Genomic DNA, 21,593 nt, shown 5'->3' on the forward strand with positions numbered 1-21,593 from the left:
ATTGCGAGCCCCGCAGGTCCGCGCCAAATAAGCTCCGCGCGGACGAGGAGTGAGCTTGCGAGCCCCGCAGGTCCGCGCCAAATAAGCTCCGCGCGGACGAGGAGTGAGCTTGCGAGCCCCGCAGGTCCGCGCCAAATAAGCTCCGCGCGGTGGAAGCCGCGGCCCGTTCCGTGTCCGTGAACCCGCCGACGATCACCCGGCGGGGGCGGACTTCAGCCAGGACAGGGCCGCCCGATGGTAGGCGACGGCGAACTCCAGCGCGCTGGCGTCGTACGTCTCGCCGTCCCGTTTGGCGTTCTTGACCTGCTCCCGCACCTGGGCGAGGGCCTCGGTGTGGTATTCGTTGGCCGAGGCGTACAGGCTCTTGAGCTGGCTGGAGGAGTGGAGGTTGCCGAAGGCCATCCGGAGCGCGATCGGGTTGCGGATCGTGTCCCGCCCCGGGTTCTCCGCCAGCCAGCGGGAAAACGTCCGTTTCCCGCTGGCGGTGAGCGCGTACGGCTGGCTCATTCGGGGGCCCGGCTTGCCGAGCCGTACGTAGCCCCGCTCGGCCAGGACCGGCAACTCGCGGTAGACCTGACTGCGGGTCATCGACCAGTAGGGCGCCAGCCGGCGCTCTGCGGCGGCCATCAACTGACCGCCTGTCATGGGACCCTCGTGGAGCAGCCCGAGAAGGGCCGCCGCCGTGGGGTTGACTCCGGATTCCGCCATGCCCGTTACGCTGCCACTTTGCGCTGCCGGCGTCCAGGATTTGGCGGTTTGCCACCCAAGAAGGACTTCCTAAGTGCACTGTCGGCGACAGACTGTCCGTAGAGGACTATCGATGGACCGCCCGAGAAAGAAAGGGCCCCTTGTTATGCACCAGGCGTTAACAAGGGGCCCTTCCTTTCAGCCCATGTGGGGGTACGTGTGGTCGGTCGGCGGCACGAAGGTCTCCTTGATCGTGCGCGGCGACACCCAGCGGACCAGGTTGAGCCAGGAGCCCGCCTTGTCGTTCGTGCCGCTGGCACGGGCACCGCCGAACGGCTGCTGCCCGACGACCGCGCCGGTCGGCTTGTCGTTGATGTAGAAGTTGCCGGCCGCGTACCGCATGCGCTCGCCGACCGCGTCGACGACCCGGCGGTCGGTCGCGAACACCGACCCGGTCAGCGCGTACGGGGCGATCGACTCGGCCTGCGCGACCACCTCGTCGAAGCGGGCGTCGTCGAACACGTGCACGCCGAGGATCGGCCCGAAGTACTCGGTGGTGAACGTCTCGTGCGCGGCGTCGGAGCACTCGAAGAGCGTCGGCCGGACGAAGTAGCCGACCGAGTCGTCCGCCGTGCCACCGGCCAGCACCCGGCAGCTGTCGTCACCGTTGATCAGCTCCAGCGCCGCGGTGTGCCGGGCGAACGCCTTGTCGTCGATCACCGCGCCACCGAAGTTGCCGAAGTCGGCCACGTCGCCGTAGGTCAGCGAGTCGGCGGTCGCGGCCAGACGGTCACGCAGGCCACCCTCCCAGATCGAGCGCGGCACGTACGCCCGGGAGGCGGCCGAGCACTTCTGGCCCTGGTACTCGTACGCGCCGCGGATCAGCGCGGTGTGCAGGGCGTCCACGTCGGCGCTGGTGTGCGCGACCACGAAGTCCTTGCCGCCGGTCTCGCCGACCAGCCGCGGGTAGCCCCGGTAGCGCGCGATGTTGTCGCCGACGGTCTTCCACAGGTGCTGGAACACCTTCGTCGAACCGGTGAAGTGGATACCGGCCAGGTCCGGGTCGGCGAGCACGACATCGGACACCTCCTCGCCCCGGCCGGTCACCATGTTGATCACGCCGGGCGGCAGGCCGGCGGCCTCGAAGAGCCGCATGGTGAAGTGCGCGGCGAACTGCTGGGTCGGGCCCGGCTTCCAGATCACGGTGTTACCCAGCAGCGCCGGCGCGGAGGGCAGGTTGCCGGCGATGGCGGTGAAGTTGAACGGGGTGACCGCGTAGACGAAGCCCTCCAGGGGCCGGTGGTCGAAGCGGTTCCACACGCCGGGCGACGACGCCGGCTGCTCCTCGAGCAGACGCCGCGCGAAGTGCACGTTGAAGCGCAGGAAGTCGATGAACTCGCAGGCCGAGTCGATCTCCGCCTGGATCGCGGTCTTCGACTGGCCGAGCATGGTGGCGGCGTTGAGGGTGTCCCGCCACGGGCCGGCGAGCAGTTCGGCGGCGCGCAGGAAGATCGCGGCGCGCTCCTCGAACGGCAACGCCCGCCACATCGGCGCGGCGTCCTTGGCCGCCTTGATCGCGGCACGGGCGTCGTCGTGCGAGGCGTGCGCGGTCACGCCCAGCACGTGCGCGTGCTTGTGCGGCTGCACCACGTTGATCGGGTCGCCCGCCGCCATCCGCTGCTCCCCGCCGATGGTCATCGGCAGGTCGATGCGCTCGGCGGCCAGCTCGGTCAGCCGCCGCTGCAGCCGCTCCCGGTCTGCGCTGCCCGGCTCGTAGTTGCGAACCGGCTCGTTGCGCGGCTCGGGAACGGAGAACACGGCATCCATCAAGGCTCCTGGCGATCTCGACAGCGGTGGCGAAACCGGACCCGCGGGCACCGACCGGATAGTCGGACACCGGACGCCGCGCGGGGTAGCCGAGCAGCGGCGGGACCTCCCGCGATTGTTTCACGCGTCGGTCCTGGCCCTACCGCCGCCGTCACTGCCTGGCGAAGGACCGACTGGCTCTCCTCTCCTTACCGGTCGGGGCTCGCCGTGCGGCTCGCCGTGGTGGGGCTGGGGCGAACCCTTACCGCTCGCGGTGAAGGGCTGGGGCGAGCGTCCCCGGCTCCGGGCGGTCAGGCTTGATCCCTCCGCCGGGGACGCTCGCCCCAGCCCGACGTTGGTCGCGGTCCGCGCGCCCGTCGCCGTTCCTTCGGGGGTACGCCTCGACGCGCCACCCGTCCTGCGAACTGGACGCGCCACCTGTCCTGCGGAGCTGCGACCGTGTCCCGCCCCTGGGCAGCTCGACGGCGCTCGACTGGTCCTGAGGGCTCGACTTGTCCTGAGGGCTCGGCTGGGCGGGTCGGCGTACCGGGGGGGTGTGGCTCGTTCGGTGGGGGGCGCGGCGGTCCGCGTACCCTGAATGGTCGGTGACCTGGCGCCTCGAAGGGGAGACGATGACCAAGCAGCCCGGCCGCGACTCAGCCGCGGAGTCGGACCAGCCGGAGGTCGACGCGACCACCCCGACGGCCGGGCCCGTCCCGGCGCCCGGAGCGGCGGTCCTCGCGCTGCTGGCGCTCGGCTGGCTGGCCGCCATGCTCTGGTCGACCCGGGAGGCCATCACCTCGGCGGCCGCCGGTATCACCGCGATCAGCCTGTCCGCGTTCGCCCTGCCCGGCGTGATCTCGGCCGCGCTCGTGGCCGGCGCGGCCACCGCGCTAGCCTTCGGCAACCTGCTGTCCCGCCGGTACGGCGACGGGACCACCCTGCGTTTCGTCGGCGCGATCGGGGCCGGGATGGTGGTCGGGCTGCTCGCCGCTGTGGCGATCAACCTCACCTACTTCGACACCTCGACCACCAACGTGATCGCCGGCACCACCGCGGCCGCCGCGATCATCGGCGGAGCGATCGCGGGCGCCCGGACCGCCCCGGCGGTCGGTGCGGTGGTGACCGCCGCGCTGGGCACGCTGGTCTTCGTAGTGGCGTTCAGCCGGGCCCGGGACCCGCTGTTCGACCTCTTCGGCGCGGGCGACACCCAGCAGTCGCTCGTCGACGCGGCCAAGTGGGTGTCCCGCACCGAGTCGCTCCTCGGTGGCCTGGTCGCCGGACTACTGGCCTTCGGTTACCTCACGTGGGCGCGACGTCGAGCCCTGCGGCGCGATCCGCAGACGCGCGCGCTGCGCTGGCCGGCGTACCTGCTCGCGGGCGCCGGACCGGGCCTGCTCCTGCTGCTCGCCGAAGTGATCATCCGGATCGGCGGTCGCTCACTGCTGGACCTGGCCAGCGCGCTCAGCGAGGCGGACGCGGTGGCGCAGACGTCGCTGGGCACCTCGCGGGTGGACAACGGCATCTGGGTGCTGTTCGTGGGGGCGCTGACCGCGCTCGTCGCGTTCGGCCGAACGCTCGGCCCGGCCCGCACCGACGACGAGCCGGCCACCGCCGACCAGCCCCGCTCCGAGCCGGCCAGCACGGCGACGTGGGCCGACGCCGACTCGGCACCGGCAACGGCCGCTGGCCCTGCCGCACGGAAGCCGGCGGAGGCGAGCGGAGTTGGTGACGACCCGCAGGACGAGCCCACCGCGGCGGCCCGCGACACGGACGCCGACCCGGCCCAGGCCGACGCGGCCCACTGACCACAGCGCGCCGTCCGCTGACCGGCTACGTGCGCCGGCTCAGTCGGCGGCGCGCAGCAGGATGTCCAACTCCGTCACGTCGTACCACTCAAGCTCGTGATCCTCGGCGCCGTCGACGGTGAACTGCGCGTCCGGGTCACCGGCGGCGGCCTCGGCCACCACGTCGGCCGCTGCGGCGACCTCCTCGACGGCGTCCGTGCCGTCCACGTGGATCGCCGCGACAGCCCCCACCGGCACGGTGTCGGTCAACGTCACCAGGCTGGAGCCCAGCTCGCCGTCGCCACGACCGAGCGCGGCGGGCGACAGGTCGACCGAGACGACCACGCGGCGGCGGGGCGCGGCCGGATCCTCCCGGAGCAGGTGCAGCGCGTCCTGGGCGGCCCGGGTGAACGCGACGTACTCCAACTCCTCCTCGTCGCCCTCGGCGTACCACTCGCGCAGCGCGGGCGTCACCGCATGCGCGGTGTCGGCGGTCAGCCCCTGCTCGCGCAGGCGGGCCAGCATGGGTACGGTCGCCGGCACGTACACCCGGACAAGCTCGTCGGTCACCGGTCGTCTCCCCGCTCGATTCCGTACCGACGGTAGCCGGCACGGGCGCAGATCATGCCGCACGCCGTGACCGTCATACACCTCGCCTCCGGCCGGTGGAAGTTTCCCGCCGGTGTGTCCGCCACCGATGGCCACGGCGCTGTTGGGCAGTGAGCACTGTCGGTGGCAAACTGAGGCAAACGACGTCAACCCCGGGAGTTCCTGTGGAGCCGAGGTTCCTGCTGCTCTCCGACGTGGCCGCCGAGCTGAACGTGTCGGACTCGCAGGTCTACCACATGGTCCGCAGCGGGGAGCTGCCGGCGATCAAGGTCGGCGGGCGCGGTCAGTGGCGGGTCGAGCGGGCTCGACTGGAGGAGTACATCGCCAAGAAGTACGCCGAGACCGCCGACTGGGTACGCGAGAACCCCCTCGTCGACCGCGATCCTGAGTAGCCAGGCCCGGCCCTCCCTGCGGTGATCCACTCCAGATCACCGATGTCGTGCCGTCCGAAGGGCGGGGATACCGCCACATCCGCGATCCCGAGCCGACCATGCGGGGTGTTCGGCCCATTCGCCGCAGGGGCATTGACCGGGACCACTCGGTGGCCGAGAATCTAATCAGTCGGAGGCAAACGAAGGCAAACGCAAGATCATGGGGAGGCAGCGATGAGCGAGCGGCGACCCGGAGTCTCCCGACCACCCGTGCGCCTGCGTCCCGTCCCGCCCATCGACCCGCCGTACCAGGACGAGACCTACTGGCCGGGGCCGACCCACGGTCAGCTCGCCCTCGACCTCTTCGCCTCGACACGACCGGATCCGGTCCGGCCCGCGGTGCGCCGCACGACCCCACGCCGTACGCCCGCGCATCCGGCCAACCACCCGGGCGCCCCCCTGCCCCCGACGACGGCGAGCGAGGCCACCCGGGCCGCGCACCGCTTCGTCGGCACCTGCCTCGAGGTGGTCAACGGCTACCGCTCGCCGGCTCAGGTACGCCCTCTGCTCGACCCGGCCCGGGCCACCGACCTGCTCACCGAACTCGCTCGGGCCACCGGGCGGGCCGGTCCGGCGCGGCGTCGGGCGACCCGGCCGGCACTGCGGCTCACCAGGCTGCGGGTCTGCGAACCTCGCGAGGCAGCCGTGGAGGCAGCCGCCGTGGTGAGCGGTCCCGGTGGCCGCAGTTGGGCCATGGCGGTGCGCCTGGAGCACCGGCGGGGCCGCTGGCTGTGCAGCGCCCTGCAGGTCCTCTGAGCCGGTCCGCCGTGCGCTGATCGACTCGACGTCCCGGAAGTCGGGGCCTCAACCGGCCGCCGACACACCGACTTCCCGGAAGCGGAGTCGATCAACACCGTCGGGCCGGAGACGCCGATGGGCCCCGGCCTTGTCGGCCGGGGCCCATCGGGACGCGCTGTCGGTCAGTTGCCGCCATTGGGTGCGCCGTGGCAGCGCTTGTACTTGCGACCCGAACCGCACGGGCACGGCGCGTTGCGGGACGGGCCGTTGCCGGCGTCGGCCTGGTTGGAGGCCGGACGCCGGGACCCCGCCGACGGGAGCGTCGGGCCGCGCAGCCCCGAGGCCGGCCGCTGCGGGGCGGACGGCGCGCTCTGCCCGGGGGCCGCCGGAGCGCCCTGGGCCGGGCGGCCCACGCCGAGCGCCGGCGCCTGCTGCTGCTCCTGCTCGAAGGCGACCGCACCGGGGCTGGCCTCGCCGTCGATGGTCGGGGCGGAATACTGCAGACCCTGCCGCTGCGGCGCACGGTTCAGACCCTTGGCCCGGATCTCCACCGGCTTGTCGAGCAGCGTGACCTCTTCCGAGTCGGCTTCGGGCTCCGGCTCGGTGACCTGGACGTCCACGTTGTAGAGGAAACCGACGGTCTCCTCCTTGATGCCTTCCATCATCGTGGCGAACATGTCGAAGCCCTCGCGCTGGTACTCCACCACCGGGTCGCGCTGGGCGTACGCCCGGAGGTTGATGCCCTCCTGGAGGTAGTCCATCTCGTAGAGGTGCTCGCGCCACTTGCGGTCGATCACCTGGAGCAGCACCATCCGCTCGAGCTGGCGCACCCCTTCGGTGCCGAGCTGCTCCTCGCGGCGGTCGTACGCGGCGTTGGCGTCATCCTTGAGGCGGGCGACGAGGAAGTCGGCGTCCATGCCGGCTCGCGAGCCGCCGGCCTCCTCCTCCAACTCCTCGATCGTCACGCCGACCGGGTAGAGCTGCTTGAGGCTGGACCAGAGCTGCTCAAGGTCCCAGTCCTCGCCGTAGCCGTCCGAGGTGGCGCCCCGCACGTACGCCTCGACGGTGTCGTCGATCATGTTGCGGACCTGGTCGGACAGGTCCTCGCCGTTGAGCACCCGCAGCCGCTCGGCGTAGACGACCTGGCGCTGCTTGTTGAGCACCTCGTCGTACTTCAGAACGTTCTTGCGGATCTCGGCGTTCTGGCCCTCGATCTGGGCCTGGGCGCTCTTGATCTGGCGGGTGACCATCTTCGACTCGATGGGCACGTCCTCCGGGATGTTGAAGCGCTCCATCACGGCCTCGACCGCGCCGGCCCGGAAGCGGCGCATCAGCTCGTCCTGCAGGGACAGGTAGAACCGGGACTCACCCGGGTCGCCCTGCCGGCCGGCACGACCGCGCAGCTGGTTGTCGATCCGCCGGGACTCGTGCCGCTCGGTGCCCAGCACGTACAGGCCACCGGCGGCGGCGACCTCGTCCGCCTCGGCGTCGCAGGCCTGCTTCCAGGTGGGCAGGACCTCCTCCATCGCCTTGGCGTAGTCCTCCTCGTTCTCCAGCGGGTCGAGACCGCGCTGGCGCAGCTCGTTGGCCGCCAGGAACTCGGGGTTGCCGCCGAGCAGGATGTCCGTGCCACGGCCGGCCATGTTGGTGGCGACGGTGACCGCGCCCTTGCGCCCGGCCTGGGCGACGATCTCGGCCTCGCGGGCGTGGAACTTGGCGTTCAGCACGTTGTGCGGGATGCCCCGGCGGCGCAGCAGCTGGGAGAGGATCTCGGAGTTCTCCACCGAGACGGTGCCGACCAGCACCGGCTGGCCCATCTGGTGGCGCTCCGCGATGTCCTCGATGACCGCATTGAACTTGGCCTTCTCCGTCTTGTAGATGACGTCGGGCCGGTCCTCGCGGACCATCGGGCGGTGGGTCGGGATGCTCACGACGCCGACCTTGTAGACCTTGTTGAACTCGCTCGCCTCGGTCTGCGCCGTACCGGTCATGCCGGACAGCTTGTTGTAGAGGCGGAAGTAGTTCTGGAGGGTGATCGTGGCGAGGGTCTGGTTCTCCTGCTTGATCTCCACCCCCTCCTTGGCCTCGATCGCCTGGTGCATGCCCTCGTTGTAGCGACGGCCGTGCAGGATGCGACCGGTGAACTCGTCGACGATCAGGACCTCGCCGTCGCTGACGATGTAGTCCTTGTCGCGCTTGTAGAGCTCCTTGGCCTTGATGGCGTTGTTGAGGTAGCCGACCAGCGGGGTGTTCACCGACTCGTACAGGTTGTCGATGCCGAGCCGGTCCTCGACCTTGGCGACACCGTGCTCGGTGACCGCGATGGTGCGCTTGGAGTGGTCGACCTCGTAGTCGCCCTCGCCGTCGGTGCCGGGCTGGAGCCGGGCGACCACGCCCGCGAACTCGCCGTACCAGCGGGCCGAGTGCTCGGCCGGGCCGGAGATGATCAACGGGGTACGCGCCTCGTCGATCAGGATCGAGTCGACCTCGTCGACGACCGCGAAGTTGTGGCCCCGCTGGACCAGCTCGTCCTTCGACCAGGCCATGTTGTCGCGCAGGTAGTCGAAGCCGAACTCGTTGTTGGTGCCGTAGGTGATGTCGCACTCGTAGGCGGCCTTGTGCTCGGCGGCCGGCCGGTTGGGCAGCACCACGCCGACGGTCAGCCCGAGGAACTCGTGCACCCGGCCCATCCAGGCCGCGTCGCGCTGGGCGAGGTAGTCGTTGACGGTGACCACGTGCACGCCGTCGCCGGAGAGCGCGTTGAGGTAGACGGCCATGACCGAGGTCAGCGTCTTACCCTCACCGGTCTTCATCTCGGCGATGTTGCCGAAGTGCAGCGCCGCGCCGCCCATCACCTGGACGTCGTACGGCCGCTGGCCGAGCACGCGGGCGGCAGCCTCGCGGGCCACCGCGAACGCCTCCGGCAGCAGGTCGTCGAGGGTCTCGCCGTCGGCGAGCCGCTCTCGGAACTGCTCGGTCATGCCGCGCAGCTCCTCGTCGGTGAGGTTGACGTAGTCGTCCTCGATCGAGCTGACGGCGGCGGCGATGGCCTTGAGCCGGCGCACCATGCGGCCCTCGCCCGCGTTAAGGACCTTTTCCAGAATCGACACGGATCAACGCTCCCCTAGACAGTCTCGAACCATCGTAGGCGCAACATCGGCGCGATGGTCACTGGTGGCGGCGGTCGGCTCCGCCGAACCCGACATAACACGCGCACGGGCCGCGCCCGGGACGTTATCCGGTTACGCCCAGGGCGAACGTTCCGGCACGATGCACGGGTGGAGCCTGTGGAGATCATCGAGGACGGCGTCCTGCTGCGGCCCTGGCGGGAGGCGGACGCCGACGGCGTGTACCGCGCCTGCCAGGACCGGGACATTCAGCGTTGGACCACCGTACCGCGCCCGTACCGTCCCGAACACGCCCACGACTTCGTCACCGGGCTGAGCGCACGGGCGTGGGCGGACGGCACCGGGGCACCGTTCGCCGTCTGCGACGCGGCCAACGGCGACCTGCTCGGCTCGTGCGGGCTGATCTCGTTCGACGACGCCGGCACCGGCGAGATCGGCTACTGGACGGCCCCGTGGGCGCGCGGGCGGGGGGTGACCGTGCGGGCCACCCGGGCGCTGTCCCGCTGGTCCTTCGAGAAGCTGGGGCTGCGCCGGCTGCTGTGGCAGGCGGAGGTGGGCAACCACGCCTCCCGACTGGTCGCGCTGCGGGCCGGGTTCCGAATCGACGGCCGGGTACGGCGGGCGAATCCGGCGCCGGAGGGCGGCGTGGACGGCTGGATCGGCACGCTGCTGCCCGGCGAGGTACCCGAACCCGGTTCGACCGGGCCGGCCGCCCGAGGCACCCTGGTGGCTCGCCGGGCCGCCGTCTTCGGTCGCCCACAGCCGACGCTGTTCGCCACCTCGGCCGGCACTGAGCTGCGACTCCGACCGATGGAGGAGCGCGACCTGGATGCCGTGGTGCAGACCTGCCGGGACCCGGAGACGATCCGCTGGACCACGGTCCCGGACCCGTACGACCTCTCCGACGCGCGGGGCTATCGGGGTTACGCCCAGGATGCCTGGGCCCGGGGGGACTCCGCCTGCTTCGTGATCGCCGACCCGGACGACAGCTACGTCGGCACTCTGGACCTGCGGCTCTCCCCCGCCGACCCGCTACTCGGGGACGTGGGCTTCATGGTCGCCCCGGCGGCACGCGGGCGGGGGTACCTGCCGGCCGCGCTCCTCGCGCTCAGCGCCTGGGGCTTCACGACCCTCGGCCTGGCGCGCATCGAGTGGAAGGCGAACGTGGGCAACACCTCCTCCCGGCGGGCCGCCGAGAAGGCGGGCTTCACCTTCGAGGGGACGGCCCGGGGCGGGGTCCAGCACCGGGGTGAACGGATCGACGCCTGGGTCGCCGCGCTGCTCGCCGAGGACCTGACATGACGGGCACGCCGCCGGTCGTCGAGGCGCACGGGGTACGGCTGCGGCCGTTCCGCGCCGACGACATCGCGGACCTGGTCGACGGCTGCGCGGACCCGCTCAGCCAACGGTTCGTTTCCACCATGCCGTCCCCGTACACCGAGGTCGACGCCCGCTGGTGGGTGGAGGCCGGCGCGCCGGCGGTCTGGGCCGGCGGCGGCGCCGCGTACGCCATCGCGGACCCGGCCACCGACCGGCTGCTCGGCGGTGCCGGCCTGAGCAACCCGGTGCCCACTCGGAGCCAGGCGGACATCGGCTACTGGCTGCGTCCGGCGGCGCGGGGGCGCGGACTGGCCACCGCCGCGACCCGGGCGCTGAGCGAGCACGCCTTCGCCGCCGGGACGGTCCGGCTGGAGTTGCAGACCGAGCCGGAGAACGCGGCCAGCCAGCGGGTCGCGCTGGCCGCCGGGTTCCGCTACGAGGGCCTGCGTCGATCCGCCGGCCAGCGCCGCGACGGCGGCCGACACGACCTGCTGACCTGGGTACGCCTCGCCGGCGATCCGCCCGGCCCGACCCCTCGCCTGCTGCCGGACCTGCCCGACGGGGTGCTCACCGACCAGGTGGTGACGTTGCGCCGGCGCGGCCCGGACGACGCTGGGATGATGTACGCGCTGCACAGCCGGCCGGAGACGGTGGCGAACCAGGCGCCGCCGGTACCTCCGACGCCGGAGTCCATCGCACGGCGCTGCCGGCTCGCCGAGAGCGCCTGGCTGACGGGGGACCTCGCCGGGCTCCTGATCATCGACGCGGCCACGGGCGAGCGGTCGGGTAGTTGCGGGCTGTCGTACACGGACGTGGCAGCGGGTGAGGCGTCGGTGGGCTACGCGCTGCTGCCCGAGTGGCGCGGCCGGGGGTACGCCACCCGTGCGCTGCGGCTGCTCGTCGACTGGGCGTTCGGGCCGGTCGGCGTGGCTCGGCTGATCGCCGGAACGATGCCGGACAACACCGCCTCGCACCGGGTGCTAGAGCGGGTCGGCTTCCGGCGCGAGGGCCTGCAACGCGGACGCCTGCCCGGCCTGGACGGCACCCGCGTGGACGACCTGACCTTCGCCCTGCTCCCCGCCGATCTGGGCTGATTGAGCACGGGGGCCGTGACGGCCCCCGTGCTCAACGGGGTCGAACCCGCCTCAGGTGTCGAGGGAGATGATGCCGTAGTCGTAGGCGTGACGTCGGTAGACGACGCTGGGGCGGCCGGTCTCCTTGTCCTGGAAGAGGTAGAAGTCGTGACCGACCAGTTCCATCTGGAACAACGCGTCGTCGATGGTCATGGGCTCGGCCGGGTGCACCTTCTCCCGGGCGAGGTGCCACGGCTGGTCGTACTCCTCCTCGACGCGCTCCGCGACGGCGGTGCCGGCGCGGCCGTTCGACGCGGACAGCGGGGCGGCCACCAGGTCGGTGACCGGCAGGTCGGCGGTGGCGGCGGCGACGGAGATCGGCGCGTGCCTACCACGGTGTACGCGCCGACGGTCCGCCGCGCGGCGTAGCCGGGTGTCGAGTTTCGCGATGGCGGCGTCGAGCGCGCTGTAGAAGTCGTTCGTGCAGGCCTCGGCCCGGATCACCGGACCACGCGAGACGCAGGTGATTTCCACCCGCTGGCAGTGATCGGCCTGGCGCGGATTGCGCTCGTGAAACAGCTCGACATCGATGCGAATAATCTTGTGGTCGTAACGTTCGACCTTTGCGAGTTTCTCGGCTACGTGTACCCGGTAATGGTCCGGCACTTCGACGTTGCGGCCCTTGACCACGATGTCCACGTGACCTCCCTTGCTCGGACGTCTTCGATCCGGTTTCCCGGTCGTGCGCCGTAGGAAGACCCGCTGGCGTCGACCGGTCAGTGCGGCTACGCCTCCTCTCACCGCCAGGGGCGGGATGGAACGACCTCCTACCCCCGACAGCGAAACGCTAACTCCTGTTCGCCCGGCAGTCACCCCTTGTTGCCAAGACCGCCCGGTATTTTTCGCACCTCATACACCAACGGGTGAAACGGAAACACGGTCTGTTACAAACGGAGTCTTTTCTCGGTTGCGGCGAGAACCGCGGCGACACCCGGTCGCCATCCGGTCGCGGTCAGCACCCGGGCCGCCGCGGCCAGCGTCACACCGGTGGTGACGATGTCGTCGAGCAGCACCACGGCGGGTCCGCCGTCCGAGGGGCGCGGCCCATCCGACGCGCCGGAACGGGGGCGGAACGCCGCCTCGGCGGCCGCCGCACGGCCCGCGCTGTCCAGGGTCACGGAGTCGGGCCGGGGCAGGGCACGCAGCGGCCGGTGCACCCGTACGGGCCAGCCGCACCGGCCCAGCCGGACCGCGCAGTGCCGGGCCAGCCGGTCCAGGTGGTCGCCGTAGCGGGCACGCGCCGCAGCCGCGGTGTCCGGCACCGGCACCAGCGCCAGCGGACGCACCTCACCGACCGCCGCCGCGACCACCTCGGCCAGCAGCGCGCCGAGCGGACGGGCCAGACCGTGCCGGCCGTGTTCCTTGTACGCCAGCAGCGTCTCCCGTAGCGGACCGTCGTACGGGCCGAGGGCGACGCAGCGCGGCAGGCCGGCCGGTGCGGGGGTGGGGCGGGTCACCCGGGGACGCAGCGCGCTCAGCGCCGCGACGCAGGAGGGGCAGACCCCCTGTCGCATTCGTTGGCGACGCTCGCGGCAGCCGGCGCAGTCCGCGGGGAGGACCAGGTCGGCGAGGTCCGCCCAGAGCCCGCGCACGACGTCAGTAGAGGAAGAACGGGGCCGACGGGTTGCTCGGGCGGACTCCGGCCGGCGGCGTGGGAACGTCGCGGACCTGCTCGGGCGCGATCCGTTCGAACGGGCTGCTGCGGTAGGCCACCTTGTTCGCCTCGTACATGTACGACCCGGTGGGCACGCGCACGCTGCGGTTGGTGGGGTACGCCGCCAGGTGGTTGACCTTGGCGCCGACATCGGTGCGCAGCGGGGTCTCCAGGGCGCCGTCCACGCTGATCTCGTAGATCGCCGGCTGGCCCGCCGAGCCGGCCACCACCAGCCGGTCCTCCCCGATCCAGTCCACCGCCGTCAGGTTGGTCAACGAGGTGACCAGCGCCCGGGGCGGGCCGATCGACACTCCGTTGCCGGAGCCGTCGAGGTTCAGCGCCGCGACGTAGAGCCGCCCGCCGGCGATCAACGCGACCCGCTGACCGTCCAGCGCGGAGGCGACGGCGGTGACCTCCGGCGAGGGCAGGTTGAGCGGCACCTCGGCCATGCCGGCGGCCTCGTCGAAGCGGTAGAGGCGACCGTCGGCCACCACCAGCCCCTGCGCGGGACGCGTGTCGACGGTACGCAGCCAGACCGGGCGGCCGATCGAGGCGTACTCCCCGGCACTGCGGCCAAGCGCGGCCACCGTGTCCGCGCCCGTGCCCACCGCGAGTCGCTGCCGGTCCTTGCCGCTGGTCACCACAAGCGCGGCGAGCACCCGGCCGACGCCCCGCGCGAGACCGGCCGACACGATGCTGCGGTTGACCTCCGGCGTGAGGGGCACCGCGCCGCTGGGTTCGCCGGCGAAGTCGAGCGGGCGGATCGCGCCCTCGTAGACGCCGTACCGCTGCGGCTCTTCCCGGACGGGGTAGAGCCGCTGGGCCGTCCGACGCTCGTCGAGGTTCTGCACCGGCTGCGAGTTGTTCCGGATCTTCAGCTCCAGCTCGCCCGGCAGGTCACCCAGCGACCAGGCGAGCTGCGTCACCACCTGGTCGATCCGGCTCTGGTCGTCGCCGGACATGTCCAGGTTGACCTCCCACCGGTTGTTCGCGCCGGTGGCGTTGTTGATCAGCTCGGTGCCGTCCGGCAGCCCGACGACACCCGGCCGCAGCCAGTCGGACGGGCCGCCGACCAGCCACCGCACGACCTCGTTGACCCGGCGCTCGTCCGGCACCGCGTACGGCAGGTAGCGCTGGTCGGGCACCAGCCGGGTGCGGTCGGAACTCCAGAAGTAGATCGACTCGTCCTGGTAGTACTGCTGGAGGGCGACGTCGCTGAGCAGTAGCACGTTCGGCGGGTCGAGCAGGTACTGCCCGGCGCGCTCGTCGCTGCCGACGCCGCCGAGGCCCGCGCTGCGCAGCCGGAACTCGTACTGCGTCTCGGTCGCCACCGGGGGCGCCAGGGTTCCGTTGGTCCGCAGCACGCCGATCTGCTGCACAGTGATCTTGACGGTGGTGGTGGAGTCGCTGTTGAAGGTGAAGACCGTCTCGCCCAACCGCACCACGGTCAGCGCGACCTCGCTGCCCTTCTTGTCCTGCAGGCGGGGCCGGTGCTCGGGGGCGATGAACGCCTTCACCCGCTCGTACGCCCGGTCCGGCTCGCCGGCGGCGGCGGACAGGAAGTTCCGCACGAAGGCCGCGTTGTCGCTGCCGCTGGCAGTCCGCGACGGCGGTTCGCTGCTGCGGCCGTTGCTCGATCCGGCCTCGGTCGCGGTGCCGGCCTTACCGTCGACCCGCACGTCGGACGAGGCCGGGATGCCGCATCCGGCGCTAAGGAGCAGCGCCGCGCCGAAAGCGCCGAGCAGTGGTCGAGCCCTCATGAGCGCACCTCCTCCCGCTCGTCGCTGCCGGCCGACGCCGGGCCAATGGCCAACGCTCCGCCGCTGCCCGGCCCGATGGCCAGCGGGCCGCCGTCGCGTGGGCCGCCGAACGGCAGCGCCGCGTCGGCGGGCACCAGCCGCAGCGGCGACGTGGTGAGCCGGTCACCGGCGCGGGCCGGCAGGGTGAGCCGGAACTGGGCGCCCTGACCGGGCGCTCCCCAGGCCTCCAGCCAACCACCGTGCAGGCGGGCGTCCTCCAGGCTGATCGACAGGCCCAGCCCGGTGCCGCCGGTCTGGCGGGCCCGCGACGGGTCCGCCCGCCAGAACCGGTTGAACACCAGCTTCTCCTCGCCAACCTTGAGCCCCACCCCGTGGTCCCGGACGGTGATGGCCACGGCGGTCTCGTCGATGCCGAGGGTGATGAGCACCGGGCGGGCCTCGCCGTGCTCGACGGCGTTGCCGACCAGGTTGCGCAGCACCCGCTCCACCCGGCGGGGGTCGACCTCGGCGATCACCGGGGTCCCGGGCAGGTCCAGCTCGATCTCCACGCCCACCCGCTCGGCCAGGCCGGCCAACCGGTCGACGACCCGGTGCACCACCGGCACCAGGTCGGTCGGCTCGGCGTCCAGCATGGCGAAGCCCGCGTCGAACCGGCTGATCTCCAACAGGTCGGTGAGCAACTCCTCGAAACGGTCCAGCTCGGCCTGGAGCAGCTCGGCGCTGCGCGCCACCGCGGGATCGAACTCGTCGCGCTCCGCGAAGATCAGGTCGGCGGCCATCCGGACCGTGGTCAACGGCGTCCGCAGCTCGTGCGACACGTCGGAGGTGAACCGGCGCTGCAAGCGGGACATCTCCTCCAGGCGCAGGATCTGCCGTTGCAGGTTCGTCGCCATCTGGTTGAACGAGGCGGCCAGCAGCGCGAGGTCGTCCTCGCCGTTGACCACCATCCGCTGGTCGAGGAGGCCGGCGGAGAGCCGCTGCGCGGTCCGTGCGGCGACCCGGACCGGGTTGACCACCAGCCGGGTGACCAGTGCGGCGAGCAGCCCCAGCAGGATCACCAGGGCGATGCCGGTGCCGACGACGGTGGCCCGGGCGTCCGCGGCGGTGTCGTCCTGACGGGTCAGCGGCACCAGGTAGTAGAGCTCGATCTGGCCGAAGCGGGTCGGCACCGGCGAGCCGTAGACCAGGTACTTCGTCGGCTCGCCCGTCAGCCGGCCGGTCTGGATCTGGCTGGCCACCTTGCCGCTGGCGACCGCGGCCCGCAACTCCTTGCTGATCAGGGGCTGGACGTTGACCGCCGGCGCGGTCCGGGTCTGGATCATCGTCGGGTAGTTGGCGGCGGTGATGGCCACCACCACGCCACTGGTCTGCTGGGGGTCACCCCCGGCCAGGTAGTTGACCGTGCCCTCGATGGTCTCCTGGAGCTGCGCCTCCTGCGGCTGGCCGTACAGGGAGACCTGCTTGGCCGCGTACCCGGCGCCGCCCTTGAGGCGTATCTGGACGTCGGTGCGCGCGTTGTCGAGCAGGATCGTCGTGATCTTGTCAGCGATCAGGTACGCGAATCCGCCCACCAGCAGGCTGGAGGCGACCAACGTGATGGTGACCACCCGGACCTGGAGCGAACGCCGCCAGGTCTGGTGCGCCCGGGCCAGCAGCCGCGCGACCCGGCCGCTCAGCACACGCCAGACCTCCCGACCGGCAGCGAGCCGGCGGGCTGTGGTGTTCTGCGGGGGCGGCGAGGTCGACACAGTGCGACCAGGCTATCCGGTGCCCGCCTTGTAGCCCACGCCCCGCACGGTGAGGATGATTTCCGGTCGCTCCGGATCTGGCTCGATCTTGGCGCGCAGCCGTTGCACGTGAACGTTGACCAGTCGGGTGTCGGCCGCGTGCCGGTAGCCCCAGACCTGCTCCAGCAGCACCTCGCGGGTGAAGACCTGACGCGGCTTGCGGGCGAGCGCGACCAGCAGGTCGAACTCCAGCGGCGTCAACTTCACCTCCTCGTCGTTGCGGCTGACGGTGTGGGCGGGCACGTCGATGCTGATCTGGTTGCCGGGCGGCCCGATGGTCAGCATCTCCGGCGCGACGTCCTCGCCGCGGCGCAGCCGGGCCCGCATCCGGGCCACCAGCTCCTTGGGCTTGAACGGCTTCACCACGTAGTCGTCGGCGCCGGATTCGAGACCGAGGACGACGTCCACGGTGTCGCTCTTGGCGGTCAGCATCACGATCGGCACGCCAGACTCGGCACGAATCGACCGGGCCACGTCGATACCACTCATTCCGGGCAACATGAGGTCGAGCAGGACGATGTCCGGACGACTGTCACGAAACGCGGCCAACGCCCGCTCGCCGTCGGCCACGAACGAAGGCAGGAAACCCTCACTGCGCAGCACGATGCCGAGCATCTCGGCGAGTGCGGGGTCGTCGTCGACCACCAGGACCCGGGCTCTCATGGGATTAATATTGCATCCCCGTTCAGTTCGGTGGGACCGGCGTCACCCGGCACGGACAGCCTCATGATCCCCCCTCGACGCGGTCCGCCGCCACCACAGCTCGGACGGGTCGCGTCGCCGGTCAGCCGAAGAGCACCCGGCCCCAGTGGTCGCCACCGTCGCGCACGCCGGGCGGGCAGGCGAACAGACCGCTGGAGACGTGCCGCAGGTACTCGTTCATCACGTCGTGGCGGGCCAACTGGGTCTGGATCGGCACGAACTGCTTGCGCGGGTCCCGTTGGTAGGCGATGAAGAAGAGACCGGCGTCGAGCCGGCCGAGACCGTCCGAGCCGTCGACGAAGTTGTAACCCCGCCGCAGCAGGTGTGCGCCGTTGTTGCGGCTCGGATGGGCGAGGGCGACGTGGGCGTGCTCGGCGATCAGCGGCTTGCCGTCGTCACCGCGCGCCGCGAAGTCCGGCTCGTCGAACTCCTTGCTGCGCCCGAGCGGGGCGCCGCTGCCCTTGGTCCGGCCGACGATCTCCTCCTGCTCGGCCAGCGAGGTCCGGTCCCAGGTCTCCACGAGCATCCGGATCTTGCGGGTGACCAGGTACGACCCGCCCGTCATCCAGTCCGGCCCGTCGCCGGGCTGCACCCACAACTGGTCGCGCAGCAGGTCGGTCTCCTCGGCCTTGAGGTTGGCCGTGCCGTCCTTGAAGCCGAACAGGTTGCGGGCGGTCGCCTGGTCCCGGGAGGTCGACGACGTACGACCGAAACCGAGCTGCGACCAGCGGACGCTGACCACACCCATGCCGATCCGCGCGAGGTTGCGGATCGCGTGCACCGCCACCTGGGGATCGTTGGCGCACGCCTGCACGCACAGGTCGCCACCGGAGATCGGGGCCTGCAACGCGTCGCCGGGGAACTTGGGCAGCTCCGCCAACGCGGGCGGGCGGCGGTCGGCGATGCCGAACCGGTCCCGTCCGTCGGCGTCGCGGAACAGCGTGGGCCCGAAGCCGATGGTCAGGGTGAGCTGCGACGGCGGGAGGCCGAGCGCCTCGCCGGTGTCGTCCGGCGGGGCCTCGGGCATCCCGCCGACCGCCCCGAGGACACCGGCGTCCCGGCCGGAGGTCATCCGGGCGGCGGCGGCCGTCCACTCCTCGAGCATCGCGACCAGGCGGGCCCGGTCCTTCGTGATGACGTCGAAGGCGACGAAGTGCAGCCGGTCCTGGGCGGGGGTGACGATGCCGGCCTGGTGCTCGCCGAAGAACGGCACCGCGCCCGCCGGGTGGTCGCTGGCCGCCGCCGGACCACGCGAGTCGCCGACCAGCGCCCCCGCGCCAGCGGCGACGCCCGCGACTCCGGCCACCCCGGCGCCGGCGAGCGTGATAGCCCGCCGACGGGTCAACCTGCGTACGCTCATCGACTCGACTCCCCCTGCGTCCCGGTCACTTCGCGACGACTGCGGCGACCTTGCTGATCGGCTCGGCGAGCGCGTTGATGCCGTCCGAGAGTTCCTTGAGCTCGGCCTTGCTCAACGCGGTGTGCAGCTTCCACCCGTCGCCGTCGCGGTGCTTGCCGAGCTGCGCCTCGACGTTCGCGAACTCGGTGTCGAGCTGCTTGACCAGCTCCGGCGAACGCTGCTCCAGCGCGGGCCGCAGCGCCGACAGGGCCGCCTTGGAACCTTCCAGGTTGGCGGCGAAGTCCCACAGGTCGGTGTGCGAGTAGCGGTCCTCCTCGCCGGTGATCTTGCCGCTGGCGACCTCGTCGAGCAGCTCCTTCGCGCCGTTGGCGAGCTGGAGCGGGGAGAGCTTCTCGGCGTTGGCCTTCGCCACGATCTCCTTGACGTCGACCAGCAGCCGGTCGGCGATCGGGCCGTCCTTGCTGATGTCGCCGGACTGCCAGAGGTCCTTCTCGATCCGGTGGAAGCCGGTGAACTCCATCCCCTCCTCGATGACCTCCTCGCGGCCGTCGATCTTGGGGTCGAGGTCGCCGAAGATCTCCGCCACCGGCTCGATCCGCTCCCAGTAGGTGCGGGCGACCGGGTACAGCGTCTTGGCCTTCGCCACGTCGCCGGCCTTCACGGCGGCGACGAAATCCTCGGTCTTCTCCAGCAGCGCGCCGGTCTGGCTCTTGACGTAGCGCTGGTAGTTGTCGGTGGCGCCGGCCAGGGCGGCGTCGGCGGTCAGCGGCTGCGCGGACCCGCTGACCTTGAGCGCGCCCCGGATGCCCTTGCCGCTCATGCCCGGCTTGCAGGCCGTCTCGTACGTGCCGGCGGGCAGCTCGACGTGCAGCTCGCGACTCAACCCGGGGGCGATGTTCTCCACCTCGCCCATGACCCGGTCGCCGGAGGCGTACACGTAGAACTCGGTGACCTTCGCGCCCGAGTTGGTGATCTTGAAGGTGGCCGTCCCGGCGCCGAGGTCGGTCGTGGCGACGTCGCAGGCCGTGTCAGTGGCCTTGACCACGATCGGGCCGCCCGCCGCGTCCGACTTGTCGGAGTCGGCCTTGGAGCAGGCGGCGACGCCGGCCGTCGCCAGCACGCCGGCAGCGGCCAGCGCGAAGAATCGGGTGGTACGCATCTGTGCGGTCTCTCCTCGTGGGGTCAGGCACGCTGCGGCGCGGATGCCGCCTCTGCCTCGGCGCCGGTGTCGGCCCCGCGTTCGGTGACGGTGGTGGTGGACGGCGACGTGCGCTCGGACGCCTCGACACCGGGCCCCGAGGCCGCGGCCGGCGCCGGCGTGGCGGGCGCCGCCGGGCCCGTCGTGGCCGCTCCCGGTGCCGGGGTACGGCGGGTCGGGCGCAGGAAGAGCAGCAGGACGGGTACGGCGTACCCGATCCAGGCGATGGTCTCGAGCACGGTGGGCGCGGGGGTCACGTTGAACATGCCGGCCAGCAACGCCGCGTACCAGGTGGTCGGGTCGAGCACGGCGGTGATGTCGAACGCCAGGTCGCCGAGGCCGGGCAGGACACCGGCCTCCTGGAAGTCGTGCACGCCGTACTTGAGGATGCCGGCGGCGACCAGGATCAGCAGCGCGCCGGTCCAGGTGAAGAACTTGCTGAGGTTGATCTTGAGGGCGCTGGCGTACAGCAACACCCCGAGGACGACGGCGGTCACGATGCCGCCGATGAGCGCGAGCAGCGGTCCGCTGTCCCCGGCCGCGCCCTGCGCCGCGGAGTAGAAGATCAGTGCGGTCTCCAGGCCCTCGCGGATCACGGCGAGGAAGGCCATCCCGGCGACGGCGAGCGACCCGACGGCGAGTGCCTCGGTCAGCTTGCCGCGGAGTTCACCCGCGATGGTGCGGGCCGCCTTGCGCATCCAGAAAATCATCCAGGTGACGAACACCACGGCGGCGACGGAGGTGATCGCCTCGAACAGCTCGCGATCCTCGGAACGCGCCAGCAGTGAGGTCGAGGTGTACTCGATGAGCCAGCCGAACAGCACGGAGAGCGCGACGGCCAGGCCGACGCCCGCCCACACCTGGGGCAACCGGTCCCGGCGCTGCGACTTGACCAGGAAGGCGACCAGGATGCTGACCACCAGGGTCGCTTCCAGGCCCTCCCGCAGGCCGATCAGGTAGGTGGCGAACATCCCCGCTCCGTGTTCATTAGGCACGCCTTCACTAACTTAGGGCAGCCATACCTTCCTCCTGTTCACAGGCCTCGTCAAGTTGTTCATGGCAAGCTCACTCTCCCCGTGACCTGGTCTTCGACGACCGGCCGCATACCGTTCACCGTCCGACCGTGCGAGGATCCCCGTCGTGAAAGCCTTCCTGCCATGGCTGGCGGTGCTGGCCGTGGTGCTGCTGCTCAGCGCGCTACGCCAGCGAACCCTGGCCACCGTCGTGTCGCTCGGCTGGCTGGCCTGGTGCGCCTGGACCTGGCTACGCCCCACCCGCCGCCGCAACTAACCCGCGCCCCACGCCCCCCGCCCCGCTCACCCACAGCCCGCGCGATCTTGCACTTTCTGTGGCGACACAACGGGTTGATAGGCGCAAATCACCAACCGAAACTGCAAGATCGCGGGGCGGGGCGGGGCGGGGCCGGGCCGGGCGGGGCGGCGGGAACGACGAACCGGGCCGGCTGCTCGCAGCCGGCCCGGTTCAGCAGAGCT

17 protein-coding genes and 1 pseudogene are annotated in these 21,593 nt (G+C 71.5%); 6 read left to right on the top strand and 12 right to left on the bottom strand.

What is annotated here, in order from left to right:
- Positions 1–192: 192 nt before the first annotated feature.
- Positions 193–708 carry a PadR family transcriptional regulator gene (locus ABZ272_RS23155; protein ID WP_266249116.1) on the bottom strand — a complete coding sequence of 172 codons (516 nt, stop codon included), beginning with the start codon at positions 706–708 and terminating at the stop codon, positions 193–195.
- Between the two features lie 177 nt (positions 709–885).
- Positions 886–2,514 carry an L-glutamate gamma-semialdehyde dehydrogenase gene (gene pruA / locus ABZ272_RS23160; RefSeq protein ID WP_355052003.1) on the bottom strand — a complete coding sequence of 543 codons (1,629 nt, stop codon included), beginning with the start codon at positions 2,512–2,514 and terminating at the stop codon, positions 886–888.
- Positions 2,515–3,125: 611 nt separating this feature from the next.
- Here pruA and ABZ272_RS23165 point away from each other — a divergent pair.
- Positions 3,126–4,097, top strand: a pseudogene (locus ABZ272_RS23165) (hypothetical protein); the annotation flags it as partial.
- Between the two features lie 243 nt (positions 4,098–4,340).
- Here the strand turns inward: ABZ272_RS23165 and ABZ272_RS23170 are convergent.
- Positions 4,341–4,850 (bottom strand): hypothetical protein, encoded by a 510-nt coding sequence (locus ABZ272_RS23170; protein ID WP_355052004.1) that lies wholly within the window; start codon positions 4,848–4,850, stop codon positions 4,341–4,343.
- Positions 4,851–5,053: 203 nt separating this feature from the next.
- On the opposite strand from ABZ272_RS23170, the gene ABZ272_RS23175 reads away from it, so the two are divergent.
- Both ABZ272_RS23175 and ABZ272_RS23180 read left to right on the top strand, forming a co-directional pair.
- Positions 5,054–5,281: a helix-turn-helix domain-containing protein gene (locus tag ABZ272_RS23175; RefSeq protein ID WP_355052005.1), complete on the top strand. Its 228-nt coding sequence runs from the start codon at positions 5,054–5,056 to the stop codon at positions 5,279–5,281.
- A 213-nt stretch (positions 5,282–5,494) separates the two neighbouring features.
- The gene (locus ABZ272_RS23180; RefSeq protein ID WP_355052006.1) at positions 5,495–6,076 is read left to right on the top strand and encodes an Rv3235 family protein; all 582 of its coding nucleotides are present in this window, start codon (positions 5,495–5,497) and stop codon (positions 6,074–6,076) included.
- A gap of 164 nt (positions 6,077–6,240) precedes the next feature.
- On the opposite strand, the gene secA is transcribed toward ABZ272_RS23180, so the two are convergent.
- The gene (secA, locus tag ABZ272_RS23185; protein ID WP_355052007.1) at positions 6,241–9,168 is read right to left on the bottom strand and encodes a preprotein translocase subunit SecA; all 2,928 of its coding nucleotides are present in this window, start codon (positions 9,166–9,168) and stop codon (positions 6,241–6,243) included.
- Positions 9,169–9,336: 168 nt separating this feature from the next.
- Between secA and ABZ272_RS23190 the strand changes: the two genes are divergently transcribed.
- The gene (locus ABZ272_RS23190) at positions 9,337–10,488 is read left to right on the top strand and encodes a GNAT family N-acetyltransferase (RefSeq protein ID WP_355052008.1); all 1,152 of its coding nucleotides are present in this window, start codon (positions 9,337–9,339) and stop codon (positions 10,486–10,488) included.
- Positions 10,485–11,600 (top strand): GNAT family N-acetyltransferase, encoded by a 1,116-nt coding sequence (locus ABZ272_RS23195; RefSeq protein WP_355052009.1) that lies wholly within the window; start codon positions 10,485–10,487, stop codon positions 11,598–11,600. Before ABZ272_RS23190 ends, ABZ272_RS23195 begins: the two co-directional genes overlap by 4 nt.
- Before the next feature lie 51 nt (positions 11,601–11,651).
- On the opposite strand, the gene raiA is transcribed toward ABZ272_RS23195, so the two are convergent.
- From raiA to efeU, 8 genes are all read right to left on the bottom strand, one after another.
- Positions 11,652–12,278 carry a ribosome-associated translation inhibitor RaiA gene (raiA, locus tag ABZ272_RS23200; RefSeq protein ID WP_355052010.1) on the bottom strand — a complete coding sequence of 209 codons (627 nt, stop codon included), beginning with the start codon at positions 12,276–12,278 and terminating at the stop codon, positions 11,652–11,654.
- A gap of 245 nt (positions 12,279–12,523) precedes the next feature.
- The gene (locus ABZ272_RS23205; protein WP_355052011.1) at positions 12,524–13,231 is read right to left on the bottom strand and encodes a ComF family protein; all 708 of its coding nucleotides are present in this window, start codon (positions 13,229–13,231) and stop codon (positions 12,524–12,526) included.
- Between the two features lie 4 nt (positions 13,232–13,235).
- Positions 13,236–15,053, bottom strand: coding sequence for an LpqB family beta-propeller domain-containing protein (locus ABZ272_RS23210; protein WP_355052012.1), 1,818 nt, complete (start codon positions 15,051–15,053; stop codon positions 13,236–13,238).
- Positions 15,050–16,801, bottom strand: a complete 1,752-nt coding sequence (gene mtrB / locus ABZ272_RS23215; RefSeq protein WP_355052013.1) for an MtrAB system histidine kinase MtrB — start codon at positions 16,799–16,801, stop codon at positions 15,050–15,052. The genes ABZ272_RS23210 and mtrB overlap by 4 nt, the downstream gene beginning before the upstream one ends.
- A 12-nt stretch (positions 16,802–16,813) precedes the next feature.
- A complete protein-coding gene (mtrA, locus tag ABZ272_RS23220; protein WP_355052014.1) occupies positions 16,814–17,503 on the bottom strand; it encodes an MtrAB system response regulator MtrA in 690 nt (229 codons plus the stop codon).
- 121 nt (positions 17,504–17,624) lie between these two features.
- Positions 17,625–18,902: an iron uptake transporter deferrochelatase/peroxidase subunit gene (gene efeB / locus ABZ272_RS23225; protein ID WP_355052015.1), complete on the bottom strand. Its 1,278-nt coding sequence runs from the start codon at positions 18,900–18,902 to the stop codon at positions 17,625–17,627.
- Positions 18,903–18,927: 25 nt separating this feature from the next.
- Positions 18,928–20,061, bottom strand: a complete 1,134-nt coding sequence (efeO, locus tag ABZ272_RS23230; protein WP_355052016.1) for an iron uptake system protein EfeO — start codon at positions 20,059–20,061, stop codon at positions 18,928–18,930.
- Positions 20,062–20,084: 23 nt separating this feature from the next.
- Positions 20,085–21,071 carry an iron uptake transporter permease EfeU gene (efeU, locus tag ABZ272_RS23235; RefSeq protein ID WP_355052017.1) on the bottom strand — a complete coding sequence of 329 codons (987 nt, stop codon included), beginning with the start codon at positions 21,069–21,071 and terminating at the stop codon, positions 20,085–20,087.
- A 169-nt stretch (positions 21,072–21,240) separates the two neighbouring features.
- Between efeU and ABZ272_RS23240 the strand changes: the two genes are divergently transcribed.
- Positions 21,241–21,390 (top strand): hypothetical protein, encoded by a 150-nt coding sequence (locus ABZ272_RS23240; RefSeq protein WP_355052018.1) that lies wholly within the window; start codon positions 21,241–21,243, stop codon positions 21,388–21,390.
- The last annotated feature ends 203 nt before the right edge of the window (positions 21,391–21,593 follow it).

The sequence above is a fragment of the Micromonospora sp. NPDC005979 genome (genome assembly GCF_040614415.1).
In the GTDB taxonomy this organism is placed as follows: domain Bacteria; phylum Actinomycetota; class Actinomycetes; order Mycobacteriales; family Micromonosporaceae; genus Micromonospora.